General features: G+C 35.4%; 17 protein-coding genes. 7 read left to right on the forward strand and 10 right to left on the reverse strand.

Going from position 1 to position 21,305, the window contains the following annotated elements; translation table 11 throughout:
• Positions 1-87 precede the first annotated feature (87 nt).
• On the reverse strand, positions 88-2,952 hold the full coding sequence (locus L0669_RS15525; protein ID WP_263758663.1) for a glycoside hydrolase family 2 protein: 2,865 nt from the start codon (positions 2,950-2,952) through the stop codon (positions 88-90).
• Positions 2,953-2,972: 20 nt separating this feature from the next.
• Positions 2,973-4,301, reverse strand: a complete 1,329-nt coding sequence (locus L0669_RS15530) for a rhamnogalacturonan acetylesterase (protein WP_263758664.1) — start codon at positions 4,299-4,301, stop codon at positions 2,973-2,975.
• A 640-nt stretch (positions 4,302-4,941) separates the two neighbouring features.
• On the opposite strand from L0669_RS15530, the gene L0669_RS15535 reads away from it, so the two are divergent.
• Together L0669_RS15535 and L0669_RS15540 are read left to right on the forward strand one after the other, a co-directional pair.
• Positions 4,942-6,312: a glycoside hydrolase family 28 protein gene (locus tag L0669_RS15535; RefSeq protein WP_263758665.1), complete on the forward strand. Its 1,371-nt coding sequence runs from the start codon at positions 4,942-4,944 to the stop codon at positions 6,310-6,312.
• Between the two features lie 38 nt (positions 6,313-6,350).
• Entirely contained in the window at positions 6,351-7,961 is a 1,611-nt protein-coding gene (locus tag L0669_RS15540; protein ID WP_263758666.1) for a family 43 glycosylhydrolase, read from the forward strand.
• Positions 7,962-8,170: 209 nt separating this feature from the next.
• Here the strand turns inward: L0669_RS15540 and L0669_RS15545 are convergent, their stop codons facing one another.
• The 3 genes from L0669_RS15545 to L0669_RS15555 form a co-directional block, all read right to left on the reverse strand.
• Positions 8,171-8,455 (reverse strand): hypothetical protein, encoded by a 285-nt coding sequence (locus L0669_RS15545; protein WP_263758668.1) that lies wholly within the window; start codon positions 8,453-8,455, stop codon positions 8,171-8,173.
• A 17-nt stretch (positions 8,456-8,472) separates the two neighbouring features.
• Positions 8,473-9,762 (reverse strand): M20 metallopeptidase family protein, encoded by a 1,290-nt coding sequence (locus tag L0669_RS15550; RefSeq protein WP_263758669.1) that lies wholly within the window; start codon positions 9,760-9,762, stop codon positions 8,473-8,475.
• Positions 9,763-9,848: 86 nt separating this feature from the next.
• Positions 9,849-10,499 carry a DUF1349 domain-containing protein gene (locus L0669_RS15555; RefSeq protein WP_263758670.1) on the reverse strand — a complete coding sequence of 217 codons (651 nt, stop codon included), beginning with the start codon at positions 10,497-10,499 and terminating at the stop codon, positions 9,849-9,851.
• A 164-nt stretch (positions 10,500-10,663) separates the two neighbouring features.
• On the opposite strand from L0669_RS15555, the gene L0669_RS15560 reads away from it, so the two are divergent.
• Together L0669_RS15560 and L0669_RS15565 are read left to right on the forward strand one after the other, a co-directional pair.
• Positions 10,664-11,431, forward strand: coding sequence for a helix-turn-helix transcriptional regulator (locus L0669_RS15560; protein ID WP_263758671.1), 768 nt, complete (start codon positions 10,664-10,666; stop codon positions 11,429-11,431).
• A gap of 102 nt (positions 11,432-11,533) precedes the next feature.
• On the forward strand, positions 11,534-11,728 hold the full coding sequence (locus tag L0669_RS15565; RefSeq protein WP_263758672.1) for a hypothetical protein: 195 nt from the start codon (positions 11,534-11,536) through the stop codon (positions 11,726-11,728).
• Between the two features lie 61 nt (positions 11,729-11,789).
• On the opposite strand, the gene L0669_RS15570 is transcribed toward L0669_RS15565, so the two are convergent.
• The gene (locus L0669_RS15570) at positions 11,790-13,010 is read right to left on the reverse strand and encodes a DUF763 domain-containing protein (RefSeq protein WP_263758673.1); all 1,221 of its coding nucleotides are present in this window, start codon (positions 13,008-13,010) and stop codon (positions 11,790-11,792) included.
• Positions 13,011-13,686: 676 nt separating this feature from the next.
• On the opposite strand from L0669_RS15570, the gene L0669_RS15575 reads away from it, so the two are divergent.
• Entirely contained in the window at positions 13,687-14,271 is a 585-nt protein-coding gene (locus L0669_RS15575) for a hypothetical protein (protein ID WP_263758674.1), read from the forward strand.
• On the opposite strand, the gene ilvN is transcribed toward L0669_RS15575, so the two are convergent.
• The 3 genes from ilvN to L0669_RS15590 all read right to left on the reverse strand — a co-directional run bounded on the left by ilvN (position 14,261) and on the right by L0669_RS15590 (position 17,040).
• Positions 14,261-14,776, reverse strand: coding sequence for an acetolactate synthase small subunit (ilvN, locus tag L0669_RS15580; RefSeq protein ID WP_263758675.1), 516 nt, complete (start codon positions 14,774-14,776; stop codon positions 14,261-14,263). The genes L0669_RS15575 and ilvN overlap by 11 nt on opposite strands.
• Positions 14,777-15,172: 396 nt before the next feature.
• Positions 15,173-15,940, reverse strand: coding sequence for a LytR/AlgR family response regulator transcription factor (locus L0669_RS15585; protein ID WP_263758676.1), 768 nt, complete (start codon positions 15,938-15,940; stop codon positions 15,173-15,175).
• Positions 15,937-17,040 (reverse strand): sensor histidine kinase, encoded by a 1,104-nt coding sequence (locus L0669_RS15590; protein WP_263758677.1) that lies wholly within the window; start codon positions 17,038-17,040, stop codon positions 15,937-15,939. The genes L0669_RS15585 and L0669_RS15590 overlap by 4 nt, the downstream gene beginning before the upstream one ends.
• 300 nt (positions 17,041-17,340) lie before the next feature.
• Between L0669_RS15590 and L0669_RS15595 the strand changes: the two genes are divergently transcribed.
• Together L0669_RS15595 and L0669_RS15600 are read left to right on the forward strand one after the other, a co-directional pair.
• Complete coding sequence (locus L0669_RS15595) at positions 17,341-18,099, forward strand: hypothetical protein (RefSeq protein ID WP_263758678.1); 759 nt, start codon at positions 17,341-17,343, stop codon at positions 18,097-18,099.
• Positions 18,100-18,189: 90 nt separating this feature from the next.
• Complete coding sequence (locus tag L0669_RS15600; RefSeq protein ID WP_263758679.1) at positions 18,190-18,756, forward strand: porin family protein; 567 nt, start codon at positions 18,190-18,192, stop codon at positions 18,754-18,756.
• A gap of 278 nt (positions 18,757-19,034) precedes the next feature.
• Here the strand turns inward: L0669_RS15600 and L0669_RS15605 are convergent, their stop codons facing one another.
• Positions 19,035-21,173 carry a TonB-dependent receptor gene (locus tag L0669_RS15605; protein ID WP_263758680.1) on the reverse strand — a complete coding sequence of 713 codons (2,139 nt, stop codon included), beginning with the start codon at positions 21,171-21,173 and terminating at the stop codon, positions 19,035-19,037.
• Between the last annotated feature and the right edge of the window lie 132 nt (positions 21,174-21,305).

A 21,305-nucleotide genomic window follows, 5' to 3' on the forward strand; every position in this document is an offset into this window, starting at 1 on the left:
TCAACTTATAGCTTTGCGGACTTTGCGTTTGTATAAAATCCTAAAAGTAAAAAAACCTTGCGTGCTTTGCGGTTAAATATCTTCTACCTAGTTTCTAAAATCGAACCACAAATTCATCTTAATCCCATCATCACCGCTTTTAATACGAATGTTGGTGGGCTGACTTTGCGGGCCTTGTTGTTCTAAAGGCTTGAAATCTCTCATGGCCGGAATTTCATACATAAACGAAATATCACCCTCAGGAAATGCTGGTTGAGGATTACTTCCCGGGAAGGCATTTTTAGGTAAATCGGGTGTAAATAATCTTAGAAATAAATTATCAGATTCACTAAAAACTTTAAACGATGAAGTTCCTGCTTTTAAGTTCGCGCCTAATAAATTCGCATGATATCCTTTGAATTCGGGATAGATAAGATTCTCAAAACTTTCGCCTGTAATCGTATTGTTATAATCTTTCTCCCAAATGCCGTAAGTCGTTCCTTTAATTCTATTTTTCCAAACACGATACGGACCTCTTCCAAACCATTTAATTCCCGTAACTTCCTTTTCAGGAAAACTAAAAGTGATGCCAAACGAATTGATTTTATCTTCAAAATAAGCGCCGTCAAAACCATCAAAACCACCGGAAACCTTTTCATTTTTCAATGCAATTAATTCCATTTTAAATCTTCCGTCAGGTTCCATAATCCATTTTATGGAGGATAATCCACCGGAATATTTTACTGTACAAATGGCTTTATCTCCTTCTTGTGTAAGCTGAACATCCTTTAGTTTTACTTTCATTCCAATTGGGCGAGGACCATTAGTAAGCGGAATCGTTGCTGTTTTGTTTTTAATCGTTACAATTTCTCCGGTTGCAGCATCAATAGTTACGGTTACATCATTTCCTTTTAATGTAATTTCGTTACCGGTTTTTATTCCTGAAGCTTTGGCCTTTGTATTTTGAACGGCTAAAAACTTCTCAGCATAAAATTTGGCTTTATGAATAGGCCATGTCCAGGTATAAATTTCCTTATTGAATTGATCATAAGCCGATATAGATAAAATATCTCCTTCGGCAAAATTACCCGGAACATCAAACTTAATTTTGCGTGTTTCACCCGGATTAATACTCGGAATTTCTATTTTACCCGAACTTATTTCCCTGGCATTTCCATTGGTATAAAGCACATCGTTATCTGATTTTAATACTTTAAAATCCATTTTGGAGGTATTCAGATTGCTAAAAAGATAATCGTTGGTAATCAAAAATGAACCGTCAAAAGTGGGAGTAACCTGTTTGGGCTGAAACTGAATAGGCGCCCAAACTTCTTTTACTGTATAATAACTTCCTTCTCTTTCGCGGTGTGGACCCAAAATTCCATCAGCGGCAAGCGAACCTTTCGAGTCAAATTTTACATCTCCCGTCCAGTCAGAGCGTTTTACGGCCTCGTCGAGCATGGCCCACATAAATCCTCCGGCAAACAACGGACTTTCTTTATAGCGATTCCAGAAATCTTCAAGAGCCGCGCCGTGTCCGTTATCGTAAGTTCCGTGCATGAATTCAGTAGGGAAAAATACATTTTCTCCAGCATTAAAACGGTGCATTCCGGTTAAATAAGTAGGATAGTGGTGCGTGTCCCAACCATTAAAATCAGCCCACGGATGAATGACAATTCTTTTTTGCGGATCATTATCTTCAAAAACTTTATCTACATCATAATTCCAGCCGCCTTCATTACCATTATCCCAAATAATTACTGACGGATGATTGACATCGCGCGTGACCATTTCTTTGACCAGTTTTGTTCCTGTTTCGGTATCATACGAGTTTTGCCAGCCCGCCAATTCATTCAAAACAAAAAGTCCTAACGAATCGCAAACCGCCATAAAGTGATCGTCTGGTGGATAATGACCACGAACGGCATTCATATTCATGTCTTTCAGTAATTTACCATCGAGTTCGCTAATGCGTTTGCTCGTGCTTCGTCCGCCTTCGGGCCAGAAAGAATGACGATTGATTCCTTTCATGACAATTTTAGTACCGTTAACATAGATTCCGTCTTGCTTCTTAAACTCTAAAGTTCTAAAACCAATTCGTTTGTTGTATTGATGAAGAATGGTTCCGTTTTGTTTTAAAACCAATTCCAGATTATATAAATTAGGGTTTTCAGGATCCCACGGTTTTACTTTATTCCATTGTGCTGCAATAGTTTCTTTGGTACTTTTTGCTTTAATTGGGAAGGTGAAAGTTTGAAAATTTTCTCCGTTTGAACCTTTTAGTGAAGCTTCGAGAATAGTGTTTTTAGGAATGTTTTTTAGATTCAGATCTACTGTTATCGAACCGTCCATTTTTGGGTTTACGGCAATATTTTCGATATAAGATTTAGGAGCAACTTCTAACCAAACCGGACGATAAATACCACCAAACAGCCACCAGTCGGCTCTTCGTTCTGCTGCATTCACAGATTTATTGGCAGAATGTTTCCAGACATGAACTTCGAGAATATTTTTAGCACCAAATTTTAATAGTGATGAAATATCATATTTAAACTCATAAAAACCTCCCTGATGAATCGCTCCGGCAAGTTTTCCGTTTATTTTTACTTCGGTATCCGTCATTGCACCGCCAAACGCAATTAGAACCTCTTTATTTTTATAATCTGAAGGAACATCAAATTCATATTTATATAAACCTTCTTCTTTGCTTGGTTCTTTTTGGTTGAGTTCTTTGTACCATCTTCCGTAGGTATATTCGCCAAAACCTTCTAATTCCCATTGCGACGGAACATTTATTTTAGACCAGGTCTTACTGTTATTTCCTTCAGTACAATAAAAATCCCATTGTACAGGATGTTCGAAATCTTTTCCCGAAAGATAGATTTTATCAGTTTGCTGTGCGGTATTATTTTGTGCTGAAAAAAGCGTAAACGCAATAATACTAAGCTTTTGAATGGTTTTGTTGAGCATCATAATTGGTTTGAATTCTTTGGTTAGTTGCCATCCGGTTTCGCAATTTCGAAACGCGCACTCATTGGAAGTGTCCAGCTGGAAATATAATTTGGTTGGTTTGGATTATAGTCAGGAGTTTCTTTTTTGATTTGTTTTTGTAACGGAATATCTAATTCACGAATCCCTTTAATAACGCAAAGCGCAATTTCGTTGGCTCCAAAACTATTAAAATGCGTATTGTCATCCAACGCTTTTTCCTGTCCCGGAAAGGTATTCGCAGGATATTGTACAAAAGCTTTTCTTGAGACTTCGTCGCCCCAGGTTTCGTACAATGTAGTCGTCATTTTGGTAATATCAATAAGCGCAATATTATTTTTTTTAGCCACAGCACGCATCGCATCAGGAAATTCGCCGTGAGTTACTTTTAAAGTGCCATTTTCATTAAAAAACCTGCGCTGTGTTGGCGTAACTAAAACCGGAATCGCACCTTTATCTTTTGCCGATTGCACAAATTCTGTCAGTAAATCCGAATAAGATTCCCAGGGACCATTTCCGGCGCCTTTTATTTTTTCGTCGTTATGTCCAAATTCCACAAACAAATAATCTCCTTTTTTAATTTGCGAAAGGATCTTTTTAAGACGGTTTGCCGTTTTAAAAGAACTCAGCGAAGATCCTGAATAAGCATAATTGGCAACCACAACAGTATCATCAAAATAGTTGGTAATAAATTGTCCCCAGGACGCCCATGGTTCTACATCCTGATCGGTAACGGTTGAATCTCCGGCAAGATAAACCACGGTTAAATTATCTTTTGGAGTAATCTTGATACTTTGAACGGTAACTTCTCCTAAAAATTCTAAAGTCAGTTTATCATCCCAATTAAAAATTTCTTTTTCTCTGTCTTTCAGGCTGATGTTGGTTTTATCATCGATTTTAATGTTTCGTACATTGACATTAAAAGTTTTGGTTACTTTTTGTCCTTTTTCTATTGGAAATTCCCTCAGCATCAATCTTCTTGATTCGGCTTTTATGGTTACGTTTGATGCATTATCAGGGCTTCCTAAAACTACTTCAATCTGATAATTTCCTTCCGGCACTTTTACAGAAAAATAAGCGGGTTTTGTAATCGAAAAAGAATTAGCATTGATGTTGACATTTGAGGCTGAATTCACATCAAAACCATAACCCAGCTTAGAATCGTAGGGTAAAGCATTCTTAATTATGGTTGCTTTTGATGTTTTTACTTTAGAACCAAAATAAAACAACAGGGATTTTGCGTCTTTATCATTCGTTGTCAAATTGACTTTCGATAAAGAATTATGATCGTGTAAAGCAACATTCGACGGCACGGCAAATAAAAAAGCCGGCATACAAAAACAAAATAAGAGTGTTCTAAGTTGGATCAATTTTTCGGGATTTTAATTTATTTGATTTTCAAATCTAAAATTTCCGTTTTGATAAAGTATCCTGTACTATGATGTTATGATGAAATTATGAAATCAATTGTAAAAATGGTTATTCCTGAAATAAACTTTTACAATTTGAAGGTTTATTTGATGTAATCTCTAATTTTTAATAAATAATAAAGGATAGTACAGGACAGTTTTCTTTTTTTCATTGTATTATTTTACAAAATCAAATTATCACAGTAAGCCAAATTGCTTTTGTATAAAAGGTACTTTATCAGTAAAAATTACAGCGCCTTATTTATCAATAGGCCATAAAGATAGATTGTTTAAGTTTTTAAGTTTGTTTAAAGCAAAAGTGGTTTTTTGTGGTCTAACGCCCGATATCCTTCGGGCGTTATATTTTTTAGTAAGTGTGATATTTAATTATTCATGTTGATTTTAAAATTAAATAAACATGTTAAATATTTTTTCTCGCAGATTTTGCAGATTTTAAATTTTAATCCTTTATCGGGATATCAACTATAGTTTTGATTTAATACATAGGACCATAGATTCTATGTGTTTAGACAAATAATTAATTAAAAAAAAATAAAACTCCATCATGAAAAAAATAACGTTTTGTTGCTGTCTTTTATTTTCTCTTATTTTTTTATCCTTCAAAAAAGATCCTACTGCTGTAACTCAAACCGAAGTTGTGGTGAAAACTCCTTTTGAAATGCCGGCAATTAAAATCCCTGATTTTAGCAAATGCAAAGAATTTTCGATTATTGATTTTGGAGCTATTAAAGGCAATAAAGAAAAAACTTCAGAAGCGATTAGTAAGGCTATAGCCAAAGCGAATAAAGCAGGAGGAGGCATTGTTGTAATTCCGGAAGGAGAATGGCTTACCAGGAAAATTCATTTTAAAAGCAATGTGAATCTTCATTTAAAAAAAGGGGCAGTTTTATTATTTTCTGAAGATCCCAACGATTATTTGCCTGCCGTTCGCTCTACGTGGGAAGGATATGAATGCTACAATTATTCGCCTTTGATTTATGCCTACCAATGCAAAAACATAGCCATTACGGGAGAAGGTGAACTAAAAGCAAAAATGGACGTTTGGAAAGAATGGTTTGCCCGCCCAAAACCGCACATGGAAAGCCTGAAACGTTTGTATTATCTGGCTTCGTACAATAAACCTATGAAAGAGAGGCAAATGGTCAATGATTCGGCGCATTTTCGTCCGCAGTTTATTCAGTTCAATCGTTGCGAGAATATTTTGATAGATGGCGTTACGATTACCAACAGTCCGTTCTGGACAATTCATCCTTTTTTGTCTAAAGATGTGGTGCTTAGAAATCTAAAAGTATATGCGCACGGACACAATAACGATGGTGTAGATCCTGAAATGAGTCAGAATGTATTAATTGAAAACTGTGTTTTTGATCAGGGCGATGATGCCATTGCTATAAAATCAGGAAGTAATCAGGATGCGTGGCGATTGAATACGCCTTCTAAAAATATTGTAATGCGCAATTGTGTTGTTAAAAATGGACATCAGCTGGTGGCGATTGGAAGCGAACTTTCGGGCGGAATTGAAAATGTATTTATTGATAATTGCACTGTCGTGGATGGCGCAAAACTGAATCATTTGTTATTTATAAAAACCAACGAGCGAAGAGGCGGTTACGTAAAGAATATTTACATGAGCAACATAACGTCAGGCAAAATAGATGAAGGAATTCTGGGAATCGAAACGGATGTTCTATACCAATGGAGAGATTTAGTCCCAACAATTGAACGCCGATTAACGCCAATAAAAAACGTGTATCTCGAAAATATAAAAGCAACGAATGTAAAATTTGTTTCAAGGATTTTAGGACAAAAAGAACTTCCGATAGAAAATATTTTCCTTGCGAACGTTAATGCCGACAAGGTTTCGGGCGAAAAATCCATCCATGAAAATGTGGTAAATTTTGTCGCTAAAAATTGATTGGGTTAGAATTTATATTTTAATAAAACGCTGGAAAAATGAAAATCAAAAGAAAATTTTCTGTAAAAACAATAATGTTTCTGTGTTGTATTATAAACTTCTGTATTGTTTATAATGTTCAGGCACAACTGTTAAATATTAAAAATGATGTTTTTCGTACTACGAAAGATGGAAAACCAATTAATAGTCAGGGTGGAGGTATCTTTAAATTTCCTGATCCTGTTACGGGAAAACAAAAATACTATTGGTACGGCGTTCATTATGCCGAGGCGGATACGTATCGTAACGATCCATCCATGACTTTGCCCAATGCTACTTTTGAATCGGTTACTTGTTATAGTTCTGTTGATTTAGTGAATTGGGTTTTTGAAGCCGATGTTGTATCGAAAGAAAAAGTAAATCAAAACGGTAAAACCTGGGTTGGTCGTTTGGGAGTGGCCTATATCAAAGAATGGAACAAATATGCCATGTTTGTTCAGCATGACAAAGAGGTATTGATAACGGTTTCAGATTCTCCAACGGGTCAGTTCGAATGGCATCAGAAAATAAATATGGAGAAAATGATCGGCACCAGCAATACAGGCGATCAAACGGTATTTACAGATGAAGATACAGGAAAATCATATCTTATTTATTCGTACGGAAGAGGCAGAAACAAGATCTACGTTTCAGAAATTGGTATTAAAGACGGAAAAATCAATTTGCTAGATTGTACGGAGGTTTTTAAAGGTGAAAGCCGTGAAGGAAATTGCCTTTTCAAGTACAATAACAAATATTATATGTTCGCCTCGAATATTTATGGTTGGGATGCTTCGTTTGCGTATTACCTGACGGCGGATGATATTAGAGGACCTTATTTGCCTGTAAACGATATGTTGGTCATGAACGGCGCTTCTGAGGATTTTGCGCATATTTCGCAAACGGGATTTTTCTTTTCGGTAAAAGGAAGCAAGCAGGAAACTATAGTTTTTTGTGGTGATAGATGGGCTAATTTTGCCGGAAACGGATTAGGATATAACCAGTGGTGTCCGCTTTCATTTGATGGGAAAGTGCCTTATTTCAATTCGGTAAGTTCCTGGAATCTCGAAGAAAAAACGGGTATTTGGAAAGTAGCAGATGATAATAATTACATTAAAAATGGTAGTTTCGAAGCTGATCGCAGACACATTCCGAGTCCTGTAAAACCGGTACAAATACAATTAACAGGCTGGGCAAGTGAAGTTCTGGAAGGAAACCCAATAGGGTTGGACAGCATTAATTCGCCGGTTTTAAATCATTTTAATACGCAAAGCGAACGAAAAATTGTTATTGGCGAAAAGAGCCTGAATATTAGTGATAAAATTAATTTTAAACGAAAAACATTTCAAACTATCACTTCGTCGCCTTACGTAAAACTTGAGAATGGCTTGTACACTTTAACCGCCAAAATAAAAAACAGCGAAGGTTTTGCCAATCTTGAAATGTATGTTGTAAGTAATGGAAAAAAGCTGCCATACACGATCAAAGAGAAAAACGATTCCTGGAAAACCATTAGTATTACAAACATTCCTGTAAAAGGAAGAAAGGTCGAAGTTGGTTTTCTGGCCAAAGGAAAAGCCAATGCCTTTTGTTATGTTGATGATGTGAGTTTGGTAAAAATTAAAAATTAAAAATTAAAAATTAAAAATTAAAAGTTAAAAATTAAAAATTAAAAGTTAAAAATGAAATAGATTGAGGTGATCTTTATTTTAAACACATAGAAACATAGCTTTTGTTTGTCTAAAAAAGGCATTTCATTGATATAAAAAAACATAGTTACTATTTGAAGAATGTATTTCTATTTTCTTTCTTTATAAAGTAATCTATGTTTCTATTTGTTTTAATTAGTATATTTTTTATCCCGGCTTTTGCTCCTCATTAAGCTGTAGTCGCAAACTCCGTTTAAGGCATATTCTATTTTAAATTCGGCGAGAAGTTGTGCAACGACTTCCATTGTAGCGGTTTCGTCAAGTCCAATTTGTGCGCCAAGATCTATTACATTATGATGGCCGTTACTTTTTATTAAAGCGTGCAGAAACCGATCTTTATCTCTCATGATTTTTATCTTTTTATGAAATGTAGTCGTCATTTTGACTAAACTGTACATTAGCTGTTTGCTTTTCATGTTACTTGTTTTGCGTTTTAATTTCCATTTGCTTTTTCGAAAATTAAAGAAGAAAAACTTCTGACTCCTGTTTTGATGCATTCTTCATCAATGGCAAAATTTGGAGCGTGATTCATCGCAATGATTCCTTTTTCGAAGTTAGAACCTCCCAGAAAAAAATAAACACCCGGAATTTTTTGCTGGAAATAAGCGAAATCATCATTAAAATAAGGAACCTGACCGTAATCGTTTACCACGAATCCTTTACCATAAATAGTATTAAGCGTTTTTATGGCGCTTTCGGTTAATTTTTTATTATTAAGAACGGTTGGATTTTCCTGTACAAATGAAACCGAAAGCAATTGTTGCTGTAAATTGGCTGATGTTATTACTTGTTTCACTTTCGGAATGATGTTTTTTACGTTCGAGACATTCGTTTCGTACAAATACGCCTCCCAAATAACTTCATTGTTTTTAGAACGGATAGAAAAATTTCCATCTATAAATGAATAATCTTTAAAGATCGTATTCGGATTAGAAAGTCCAATTTTTGGGTCGAGCATGCCTTGTATTTCCCACGGTTTGGTTCCTGCTGCAAATCGCGATAAAGCATCGTGAATACTTTTTGAGAGTTCTTTGGTTTGCTCTTTTGTGAGTTCTTCTTTAAATTTAATTTGTATCATTTTTTGGTAAGCAAACATTTCATTTGGCTTGACCATTATCTGACCTGTTGGTAATGCGGTGATATGAAATCCGTAAATTTCATCCAGATGTATTTTTGCCAGTAAACCGTTGGTGAGCATGTTTTTTGCTCCCACAAATGTTTCTTCTTCTGGCTGAAATATAAAATAAACGGTTCCTTTTAAGTCTTTTTTGTTTTTTGAAAGTACATCGGCGATTCCCAACGCAATTGCCATATGCACGTCGTGACCACAGCCATGCTGAATGCCTTTTGTTTTAGATTTAAAATCAACATTGTCGGCAAAGTCATTTGGGAGAGCATCCATGTCCGCGCGCCAGGCAATGTTTTTTCCTTTTTTGGCACCTTTCAAAATCCCAATAACACCATGACCATAAGTATTGGTTTCGACTTCAAGTCCAAGATCCAGTAAATATTGTTTGATTTTTTGTTGGGTTCTTATTTCATTTCCGGCCAATTCAGGATTTTCATGTAAGTCTCTTCTAATGTCAACGAGCTTGCTAAAAATCTTATCAGTTTCGATTTTTATCGATTCATGAATGAAAGGGGCTTGTATTTGCTGGCAAAAAGCCTTTTGGCAAAGGGCGAGTATGGTTAATATAATGTATAATATAACTTTTGTTTTCATGAATTGCGGTTGGTTTAGCGCCCGGTTAGGTTTTGGTTAAGAGTACAATAGAAGAGACGACATATTTTTATAAATGTTACATAATTTTACTGATTGTTTTTCAACCACTCTAAACGTCTTTGATCCGGAAGGTGCGTAATTTTAAAATCTTCGAATGTTGCTGTAAAACCTTTTCCGTCAGGACTTGCCGCCATCATACCCACTTGTATTGTTTTATGCTCCGGAAAATATACGGTATTGGTCATCGTATAATTGATACCATCGATAGAATAAAAAATTTCTACAGCATCAAGTTTGCGTACGGCTTTCATCCATACATTTTTTGGTTTTTCTTTTAATCCCAATACACTCCACGAACTTTTATCGATGGTATGTACGGTACTAATGTTATAAATTCCGTCTACATATTCAACACCGGTTTTGATGTAATTGTTTTCGTCAATTCGCAGCATCAGGCAAATCTGATCGAATCTGGTTTTGTAAACGGCGCTCATTTTTACAACAGTTTCAAACTCGCCGCTTCTTTCGGTATATAAAAATGGTCCGTCGTTTACTGTAAATCCGTAGTGACTTTTGTTCCAGTAATCAGACTGGGGCGTAACCTGCATGGTGAGTTTATTGTCCTTTATTTCCCATTCTGTCGGCTCATTCAGCCAGTTCATTGCGCTTAATTTTTGAGCATTTCCCTTTATCGTCATAATACCTATAAGGATAAGAGCCAAGTGCATTCTCTTCATGATTTCTTTAATTTTTTTGAATTTTATTAATAATTTACAAAGAAGGCAATTCGTTATTTGTACAGCAATAGTTATTTATAACCATTTTGAGGTTTAACGAAATAATTTTCTACTTTTAACGCACTATGGTAATGCAATGTTATTAGAAAAAATGAATCACTGTTATGAATCCCATTTCCAAATTAGAAGATCAATTTTCATCTGAATTTATAGACGGCCCGGACAAACGCAAACAAGCTTTGGATGAGGCTGTTCAAACCATGAAAGAGTTTGTCAGAATCGATCATTCGGTAGCCGTGTTGTCAGATCTGGCAGATAACAAAAGTTATATTTTTACGGGCGATTTTGGAAGCTTTTTCGAAATGGATACTTCCGGATATTTAACCATTGATTCTATTTGGGAAGAAGATATTTATCAGCGCATTCATCCGGATGATCTTTTTGAAAGGAATCTTTTGGAATTAGAGTTTTTTAATTTCCTAAAAACGGTCGAACCAGACGAAAGACTGCATTATGCCACTAAATGCAAAATCAGAACCCTGAACAGTAAAAAGGAATATCAGCGTATTTTGCACCGCAGTTTTTATCTTAAAAACAGTTCTGAAGGTGGTTTATGGCTGGCGGTTTGTGTCTATAATTATTTATTTGAGAAAAAAGAAACGGTAACAGGCATCGACGGAAAAATTATTAATACTAAAACGGGAGAAAGTGTTTATGTTGATACGTATGTAAATTGTATCAATTTGCTAACGTCGCGCGAAAAGGAAGTTTTGCTATTAATAGGCAAAGGTGTTATTAGCAAAGAAATTGCCGATCAACTCAATATAAGTATTAATACAGTAAACCGACACCGACAGAATATCCTCGAAAAACTGAATGTTAGTAATTCTATCGAAGCAGTACGAACGGCCGATGCCTTGAATTTGTTGTAGATTTTTATATTAACAGGGAGATTTTATAACTTTTAGCAACGATTGTATAAGCCTTGTGGCTGGTCTTTTAAGTAATTTTATGATAACTTAAAAATGCAGCACATGAAAACAAATAATCAAAATCAGAATACTGCTAAGCAAAGTGGTACTGACAATCGAAGTGATACGAGAAAACATCAATATAAGGATCATGATGAAGTTTTAACAAACGATGAAAATTATGATGTTGATACACACAAATTTAAAGGTGAAAAACCGGATTTCGACGATAAGTTGAATAATGAAGAAAAAAAATAAAAAATAAAAACGTCTCAAACCCTAAATTTGAGACGTTTTTATTTGGATTATATTCTGATTCTTAAAACAATTCGAGTTGATTACCAGGATTTAAAGGTTTCTTTTTTGGAGGTTTTGCATCGCCAAAAACAGTTCTTCCGCCGTATTTGTGCGATTCGTCGCGTTCTCTCTGCACGAGCGCATCAAAATTGGTATTGGGCGTAAAGCTTTCTTCGGCTTTTCGTGAGATTTCAGATAATTTACGAATTGCATCTATTTTATCACTATTGCCAATTTTAGCACGATGAATGGCTCTTTGCAAAGTATCGATTGTTTCGTCGTAGATTTTTACGGGAACAGGAAACGGATGTCCGTCTTTTCCTCCGTGCGCAAATGAAAAACGTGCAGGATCTTCAAATCGGGTAGGAGTGCCGTAAATAACTTCGCTCACCAATGCCAGTGATTGCAAAGCTCTTGGTCCCATTCCTTTTAAAAGCAACAGTTCTTCAAAATCTTCCGGTTTGTTTTCATGAGTAGCCCAAAGCATAGCGCCCAGTCTTTTCATATTCACATCTTCCATCCTTACGTCATGATGTGCGGGCATCGAAAGATATTGCATTTCTTTCATGATTTTAGCCGGAGATTCTTTTGCTAATTCTAAAATACCTTCTCTTGATTTTGCAGCTGTCTGAGCAGTAAGATTTAAAATCGTACCTTGATTTTCGCCATATATAAAAGTGTGAGGTTCTTCTACAAAAGACTTTAAATCCTGCGAATGCCAATGGTATCTTCTGGCAGTTTTAGAATTTGGATTCATTCCTTGCTGAATAACAGCCCATTGTCCTTTATTGTCTACAATAAAATTATGTTGATACAATTGAAATCCGTCCTGAATAGCCGTGTTGTCAACTTTAGCCGTAAGTCTGCTGCAATTGGCAAGATTGATGCCGTCAAGTCCCGTTTTTTCTCCCACAAATAAAAGTTCCTGTGGTGTCATCATCGAATGTTTGCCTTTTCCTCCGCAGATATAAATACCAAGTTCTTTCGAATGCGGATTGACAGATTTCTTTAAGGCTCCGAGTACCGAAGTGGTAATTCCGGAGGAATGCCAGTCCATTCCCATTACGGCGCCAAAGCTCTGAAACCAGAAAGGATTGCTTAGTTTGCTTATGACTTCTGAAGTCGAAAATTCCATTGCGATTGTTTCGACAATGGCAAGACCAAGTTTAGACATGCGTTCGGCAAGCCATAAAGGAACATGTCCATAATGTAATGGAAGATCTGCTGTACCGGAACGTTTCATGGGTTAGGATTGAATTGATACAAAAATACGAAAAAATACACGTAAATTATTGTTCGTTGGAGGGGCAAAGCTTTTCATTGAAAATGATATATTATGTTTTAAAGTACTCTAATTTTTGTCATTTCGACCGAAGGGAGAAATCACACTAGAAATTCCGGAAAGAGAATCGCCAATCTTTGTCGATGTACGAGTGTGATCCTTCCTTCGTCAGGATGACAAGATTGTGGTTATTTTGCGATTATTTTGTCAGGAATGAGACGCGGATAAAACGGATTCGCTATGCGAACGCGGATAAAACCATTCTTCTTAATCAGAATTGCCAATTTTGTCATTTCGAGGAACGAGAAATCTCCGTGAGAAGCTCGACAAAGATTGGCGATTCTCTTTGCGGAGTTACTTGCGGAGATTTCTCGTTCCTCGAAATGACAAACTGTACGAAAATATTATAATGAAAATGATGCTCCTAGCCCCGATAGAAGTGGAAATCCTTTTGTGTCCGCCGCGGCGGACACAAAAGATTGTAACGGATAGCGGGATTAGCTCCTGAAAAAAATATTTATTGATCTATCAAAATAACAAAAGAAGATGAAATAAAAACCACGAAATTACCATGAAATCAGGTATTGTATATGGAATAGAGCGTGAGTAAATTTGTTATTAATCAAAACTTATTATAATGAAAAACAACAGAAACAGCAATCGTTCTTTAAAAAATAAAGCTTCAGGAGTACTACAAAATCTATTTTATATATCGGCATTTATCCTTTTGTTTAGTGCTTGTTCAAGTGATGATAATGGCGGATCAAACAAGCAATCTGATTATTATTTCAGAGCAAGTTTAGATGGTAAAAAGATAGATTTTCGTACTGCAAAATTTCAGGGCGGAGGCAATGACAACCGTTTTGAAATGATTGTACTTGGAGGATTTGACGGACCGCATCCTACTAAAGCTGGTGAGCAATTGCCGCCATCATTAGATTTTGAAATCTGGAAAGTAGGCGGCAACATTACACCAGGTACTTATTCGACGCCGGGTGAGTTGGAAATGATTGCGCGATACGCGATTCAGACTCCAGACGGAACGATACTTTACAATACTGCTATTGGTGATGATGTTTTTACGGCAAAAATTGAATCTATAAGCAAAACGGGTATTAAAGGCACATTTGAAGGAACAGTTCGAAATGTATCTTCAGGAAAGACAATAAGTATTACTGAGGGTTCTTTTAATCTTCCGTACGATCAGATTGTCAATCCGTAATTGATTCTGGCTGAAAGGATTCATTGTTCATAGCAACGGCAATTCGGGCACTTTTTATAAATTCGATTAACTCAAATTTGTTCAATTCAAGAGCCAGAGTATTGATCTCGTCTTCTTGTCCTGTGACTTCAAAAACGGTATAGTCTTTTTCGATGATGATGTATCTGGCGTTGTATTTTTTAAACAACCCATCGATATTTTCCGGGTGCATCATTCCCGAAGTTTTTATCTTAAATAATGCCATTTGTTTCCAGACGATTTGATCGTTTGTGCTGTAATAACATTTAAAAACCTCGATTATTTTTTCGATTTGAAGGGCTATGTTTCTCACGATTTCAAAAGTTTCATTGAGAACAAAGGTAAACCGATACATTTGATCGATTTCGCAGGTAGAAATATTAAGCATTATGAGACTTATTTTTCGTCGGGAAAGGATCACGGCGAGTTGATGTATTAATCCCATTTGATCTTCTGTGTAGGCTGTTAAAGTATATTCTTGTTTCATTTGAAAGCTTATTAATTTATTTGAAATATTGATGATTAGTGGTTTTTAGAAATAAAAAAACCTTCCTCGTTTTGACTGAGAAAGGTTTTTGTTATTGCACAATAAAATCCTGTCCCGTCATAAATGAGGAATAATAATAATTGCGCTAATAATAATTTGTACTGAATTTTTCATATCTGTTTTAAACAAAAAAACCTCCCAAATTGGGAGGTTTTATATTGTATCTGTGTACTTATTTATATAACATCCCTGCTCATTATCTAATGATAATAAGGCTAATAATAGAGATGTTAATTATGTTTTTCATTTTGTTTTTGATGAGCGACAAATGTATTGATTTTTATACAACTAAAAAGTTTTTTTTATGAAATGATTTTCTTTATGAAATAATAGTGTTTAATAATCTAACCACAATTTCAGTAAAGAAGCTTTTGTTCTGCTCACAATAACGGCTTCGTCTTTACTGTGTTTTATTTTGAGTTGTAATTTTCCGTTAAAATAATTATTGACTTTTTCGATAGCATTGATATGGATGATATACTGACGATTGGCCCTGAAAAAACTTTTTGGATTTAGTTCCTGTTCAAGTGCTTCGAGCGTATGCGGTACCACAACTTCTTCGCCATTGAATAAATAAGCGTAATTAATATTCAGGTTGGAGTAAAAACAGGCAATATCTTCGACATCAATTTTTCGAAAACCGTCCCGATAAGGTATTAAAAAACGGTTTCTGTATTCTTTGGGCTGTATATAGGCAAGTAGTTCTTCGATCTGAGATTTAGGACTTGCAGATTGTTGTAATGCGTTTTCTAATTTGAGTATCGCTGCTTCAAGTTCGTCTTTTTCAATGGGTTTGAGCAAATAGTCGACACTATTGTATTTAAAGGCTTTAATGGCATATTCGTCATAAGCGGTGGTAAATATAATAGGGCAGGTAAGATTGGTGAGATTGAAAATTTCAAAGCTCAGTCCATCGGCCAGCTGCACATCCATAAGGATAAGATCCGGAGTCTGATTTTGGGATAACCAGGAAACTGTATTTTTAACACTCGCCAGAACGCCAACAATTTCGACGTCGGGTCTTATTTTGAGTATCAAACGTTTGATTCTTTCCGAGTTGAGTTTTTCGTCCTCAAGGATTAATATTTTGTTTATTGTATTCATTTGATGAGCGGTACTTTTATGGTAAAAGTTTCCTTGTTATTTTCTATAGCTACTTTTCGATCGCTTAATAAAGCATAACGATGGATGATATTTTTTAGTCCAATTTGTGTCGAAGGCGCTTTTTTTATGAGTGGTAAAATAGTATTCGAGACGACTAATTCGTCGTTATCATTAGAATAAATCTGAACGACTAATGGGTTTTCTTCTTCGGTACGGTTATGTTTCAGGGCATTTTCGATAAAAAGCTGAAGTGTAATTGGAGGAATCTGCATGTTCAGTTTCGATTTATCAATATCGATATGAAAAGTACAGCCATCACCCATGCGGTTCTCAATTAGAAAAAGATAAGCGTGAAGAAAATGCAATTCTTCGTGTAAATGAACGAGTTTCTTTTTGGAATTGATTAATAAATAACGGTAGACTTTTGCAAAGTTTTCTGTGTATTCGTGCCCTAACTGCTGATCTTTAAGTATCAGTTCTGAAAGCACGCTAAGGTTATTAAAAACAAAATGCGGATCGAGCTGTAATTTAAGGGCTTGCAGTTCTATTTCGGCTGCTATTTGTTTGCTCTCGGCTGCTTTTACTTTGTATTCTGCGGCTTTTATGGTGGCGTTTTTCCAGTTTTTTAATAAAAAATCACCTGTATTAAGTGCGCTTACCATTAATGCCCACAATATGATCGAAATAATGGTATAAAAAGTTTCCCGCAAACCTATTTTAACTGGAGGAGTCACGGTTAAATATTCTCCGTACATATAATAAATAATACATAAACCAATAATTACGAGCAATGCGCCAAGGCTTTGAAATATTATCTGAATGATGAGTCGTTTTACAGGATTTACCATCCAGGATATTTTCCTGTTTAAAACCCTGTCAATAAAAAGGCTTACAATCAATATGATAGCGCAGAAAATGATATTGGTTAATACATCCAACAGCATTAAATGTGATGGTAAGTTAAAATAATCCCGCCAATACGAAAAAGGGAATAAGATAAATAGGGTCGAGTAAGAGCCTAAAAATAAGAACGTAAAAAGAAGCAGACTCTTTTGGTAGCTTTTTTCTACAGGACCAGTTATTTCTTCGGTATGATTCACAAGATTGTTTTTTATGAGAGATCAAAAGTGGGATGATTTCTTTTTGAGTCTGCAAATAAAAGAATTTTGATGGAGTTTTAGCCGAAATAAAAGTTTTTTTTGACTATTGAGTTTTTATTTTTTGTGATGTAAAGTCGCTGTCTATAAGGGTTTTTGATTTGAAACAAGGTTCGGTTTTTAATTCAACAGATCAAATTGACGGTTCACCCTACAGATTCGTCAGTTCACTTAATAAATCCCCGGAAAAGGCACAGATGGAGAATATTTTTGCACCATAATTATAACAAATAATCTAAAACAATGAAAAAAACAATGGTAATGACACAAGAAGATTTCTGTAATGCAAAAACGAATGCGCAATTACAGCAGTATAAAAAAAATGCAGTAATTTTTCTTTTTATGGTGCTTTTTAGTTCTATGGTTTCTGCACAAAAATCGAAGGTATTAGATGCCTTTTTTAAATACGGAATCGATTCCAGCATTTTGAATCCGGAGAAAACAAAACGACCTGATAATCTTGCTTTCGATTTTAAACAAACCATCATAACGAGTGCAAGCGAAGCCGTAACGATTGCTAAATTCGATCCGTCTGCTTCCGGACCAGAGCAATGGAGCGTGGTTTCTATAGACGGAAAATCGCCTTCTAAATCAGCAACAAATTCTTTTAGAAAGAACCAAAGCAAAACTTCGCCAACGCCTCCTACAGATGAGACTAGTTACAAGATTGAAAAAGAAACTCCTGATCAGTTGGTTATTAGTTATAAAGTAGAAACGGGTTCTCTTACTAAAGAAAATGCTTTTGTAAAAGATTGTCGATTTTATATGACCATCAATCTCAAAACTAAGAAACTGGATCAGATCGAAACGCTGAACGAAAAGCCGGTAAAGGTTAATATTCTTACTGCGGATAAATTTGACATTGTGGTAAAATACAAATGGAACGACGATGCAAGACAATATGTTCCTGTAAATGAAAATCTTAATATGGAGGCTAAATTCATAGGACAGGCAACAAACGTAAAAACGATTACAGAATACTCTAATTACGCAAAGAAATAAGGAGAAATGTCAGGTTATAAATCTGTCGTGGCTACAAAAAAACAATAGTACAGGATCGTATTATTCTAAATTAAAAAAGAGATTAAAAAAATGAAAAAAATTATTACAGCTACCGTTTTGTTCCTATCGGTATTAGGTTACAGCCAGGTTCATGTTGGTGTTAAAGGCGGAGTAAATTTGAATAAATTAGATGGTAAAAATTTTGATAGTGATTTTGAGCTGGGTTATCAGTTGGGTGGTTTCGCTTACTACAATTTTACAGATTTTTTAGGGGTTCAGGGAGAAGTATTATTCAATCAGACGAATACTAAAATCACGGATAATTATAAGGATGTTTTTAATGATGCTTTCAAAAAAGACAAAACGCTTAACTATATTAGTGTGCCGGTATTACTGCGTTTAAACAGCGAAGGATTGATTACTGTTGTTGCGGGTCCGCAGTTTAGTTTTCTTGCCAGCGGTAATGAAACGGTTTTGAATAATAGTAAAAAATTGTTTAAGAAAACTGATTTTGCCTTTGTTGCGGGAGCCGAGGTAAATATAAGACCGGTAACTATTTTTGCCAGATATGTATGGGGCTTTTCTGATGTGAGCGATTTTGGATCTAAAGCAAATAGTCAACAAATTCAGGCAGGATTGTCTCTTCGTTTGCTTTAATACAATGGATTTTTATAAAATACTAAAAGGCCTTCTTGTTACATTGGCAATCCTGTTTATCTCGATATGTGTAGTAATTAGCATTGCCATTACTTTTGTTTTAAAAGCGAGAACAGAATTGAACGAAAAGATTAATAGTAGTTTAGGTATTGAAAAATGATCATTTGGTTCGCCAAAAAAATTATTGGTCGTAAATAAAAGAGCTTGGTTAGTTCGAAACAAAAAGTCCTCGGTAAATTCATTTTACTGAGGACTTTTGATTTATAAAAACAGAGAAATTAGAATGCCTGTGCAAAACTAATAGTCAGGCGTGTACCGTTTTCTTTGACATAATTCATATTATTAGACTGCCATTGCGAAATAACAGAATAATAATCTTTGTTGAATAAGTTTTCGACTCCTAAACGAATGGTGCTTTTTTCTCTGAAAGTATAACTTGACGAAAGATTAAAAGCCGTGAATGATTTTACAGGTCCTGTTCCGTACGTATATGCGCCATTAACAGGTTCGAATTTATCTCTTCCTGATGTATTGATCATTTGCAGAAAAACCGACCAGTCTTTAAGAGGTCTGAAAATGGTATAAGCAGTTAGTTTTGGCGGATTGATACGGTCACCTCCTAAATATACTTTTTTGTCTGCAAGTTCACGTTTTCCTTCTGTATACGAATAATTGGCTCCAATATCGAGTTTTGGATGAAGACGATATTTTGCTGATAATTCAAAACCATAAATCTTTTCAGGCGAACGCGAAATCTGTGGATTTCCGTCAATATAAACATACGAAGCGCCTAGTTTTGAAGTACTGTAATAAACAGCTCCTTCATAAGAAAATTTTTCAAAACCTCCCGAGAATCCAAATTCGTAATTATTGGCCGTAACCGCTTTTATCGAAGTATTGTTTACGGTATTTTCTTTTGCAGCACGCAATACCAAACCTAAATCGGCAACGCTAAAACTTTGAGAAAAACTTACAAAAGGTTTAAATAAAGACCATTTTGTATAACGCAATCCTGCATTGAACATTAACGCATTAAAATCAAGCGCTCCACCATTTACAGCAATTCCGCCGCCAACATAGGTTCCGTTTACGTAATTACGAATACCAATAGTCGTATAATCTGGAACATCAATATTAACATTTTCAAGTCTTAAGCCTGTTTTTAATACCAAATTTGGTCCAAACATGTTTTTAATTTGAAAATACGGAGCCAGATTTGTCATACTCATTTCCGGAATTACCAATCTTCCATCAGTAAGATGCGTGTCTGTTATATCCGAAAGAATATCCAACCCGTACGTTATATTACCTGAAATCAGAGAACTAAATTCATACGGCGTATTTAAATTCAAACGAAAACCCAGTTTTTTACTTTGTGTAGCCGGCTGTCCGTTATTTTCAAAAAAGTCACTATAATTAATTAGCGTAAGGTAATCCTGAAAGTAAAGCGTAGCATTAACATCTGTATTTCCAATTAAATTCTCGCCTGTATAACTCAAACTTGCATTATGATTATAAGGTGTTCCTTCCGGTTCTCCCGGGCGTTGTCCTTTAACACCTGTAGTTGGTGAATCAAAGTTGCCGTAAACTCCCGCTTTTGCGATATAATCGGTATGTTGTGTACTATTAAAATAGTTATACATTAACTCTATGCGGTTTTTGCTATTGATATCATATCCAATTTTAGCAAAAGCATTCCAGTTTCTAAGATCGTTCATTCCGTATTCAGGAGAAAGTACGCGTCCTTTCGCATCGCGATACAATCCCGTTTCTTCATAACGTCCGCTTACCACATAATCAAACTTATTTACTTTTCCGGTAAATAATTGCGATACAAAGAAACCTGCCGTTTGCGAAGGTTTTACAAGAGAAAAAGCTGTTCCTGCTTCGGTAGATCCGCTGATGGCTTTGTCAGGATTTGCTTTTTTGGTAATGTAATTAATCAAACCACCATCTGCACCATTACCATAAATAGCAGTGGCGCCTTTAATTACTTCTACACGATCTAAAACCGTAGGATCAAGAGAACGCATATCTTTGGCACCATCTCTAAGCGGCGTCGATTGAGGAATTCCGTCGATCATGACCAATACACGTCGGCCTCGTAAAGTCTGACCTAAATTTTGAGTTCTGTTCGTCGAAAATCCTAAGCCAGGTACAGAGGCGCCCAGGATATCACTAAGATTAGAACTTATACTAAGTTGTTGTTGTAACTGCTTTTTAGATAATATAGTAACCGAAGAAGGAACTTCGTTTAAAACTTCTGCCTGTCTCGATGCAGAAATTACGATTTCTTTTAATTCATTATCATTTGCCGAATTATCAGGCAGAATACTGTCCTGACTTTTGATGTTTTTATCTTTTGTAGTATTTGTACTCGTTTTTGAAACTTGCTGCGCAGAAAGCGAACTTATCATAAAAAACACGATAAGAAAGGAAGAATATTTTATCATTATTATTTAGACTTAATTTAAATAATGCAAATATAGAAAATGAAACAACAAATAAACCCTGCAAATTATCATGTTGTGTGTTATAAAAACTCAATT

The sequence above is a fragment of the Flavobacterium bizetiae genome (assembly GCF_024271895.1).
Classification (GTDB): Bacteria; Bacteroidota; Bacteroidia; order Flavobacteriales; family Flavobacteriaceae; genus Flavobacterium; species Flavobacterium bizetiae.

Coding starts and splice junctions, on each gene's coding strand:
- L0669_RS15525 (WP_263758663.1), bottom strand. CDS start 2,952: ATGATGCTCAACAAAACCATTCAAAAGCTTAGTATTATTGCGTTTACG.
- L0669_RS15530 (WP_263758664.1), bottom strand. CDS start 4,301: ATGCCGGCTTTTTTATTTGCCGTGCCGTCGAATGTTGCTTTACACGAT.
- L0669_RS15535 (WP_263758665.1), top strand. CDS start 4,942: ATGAAAAAAATAACGTTTTGTTGCTGTCTTTTATTTTCTCTTATTTTT.
- L0669_RS15540 (WP_263758666.1), top strand. CDS start 6,351: ATGAAAATCAAAAGAAAATTTTCTGTAAAAACAATAATGTTTCTGTGT.
- L0669_RS15545 (WP_263758668.1), bottom strand. CDS start 8,455: ATGAAAAGCAAACAGCTAATGTACAGTTTAGTCAAAATGACGACTACA.
- L0669_RS15550 (WP_263758669.1), bottom strand. CDS start 9,762: ATGAAAACAAAAGTTATATTATACATTATATTAACCATACTCGCCCTT.
- L0669_RS15555 (WP_263758670.1), bottom strand. CDS start 10,499: ATGAAGAGAATGCACTTGGCTCTTATCCTTATAGGTATTATGACGATA.
- L0669_RS15560 (WP_263758671.1), top strand. CDS start 10,664: ATGAATCCCATTTCCAAATTAGAAGATCAATTTTCATCTGAATTTATA.
- L0669_RS15565 (WP_263758672.1), top strand. CDS start 11,534: ATGAAAACAAATAATCAAAATCAGAATACTGCTAAGCAAAGTGGTACT.
- L0669_RS15570 (WP_263758673.1), bottom strand. CDS start 13,010: ATGAAACGTTCCGGTACAGCAGATCTTCCATTACATTATGGACATGTT.
- L0669_RS15575 (WP_263758674.1), top strand. CDS start 13,687: ATGAAAAACAACAGAAACAGCAATCGTTCTTTAAAAAATAAAGCTTCA.
- ilvN (WP_263758675.1), bottom strand. CDS start 14,776: ATGAAACAAGAATATACTTTAACAGCCTACACAGAAGATCAAATGGGA.
- L0669_RS15585 (WP_263758676.1), bottom strand. CDS start 15,940: ATGAATACAATAAACAAAATATTAATCCTTGAGGACGAAAAACTCAAC.
- L0669_RS15595 (WP_263758678.1), top strand. CDS start 17,341: ATGAAAAAAACAATGGTAATGACACAAGAAGATTTCTGTAATGCAAAA.
- L0669_RS15600 (WP_263758679.1), top strand. CDS start 18,190: ATGAAAAAAATTATTACAGCTACCGTTTTGTTCCTATCGGTATTAGGT.
- L0669_RS15605 (WP_263758680.1), bottom strand. CDS start 21,173: ATGATAAGTTCGCTTTCTGCGCAGCAAGTTTCAAAAACGAGTACAAAT.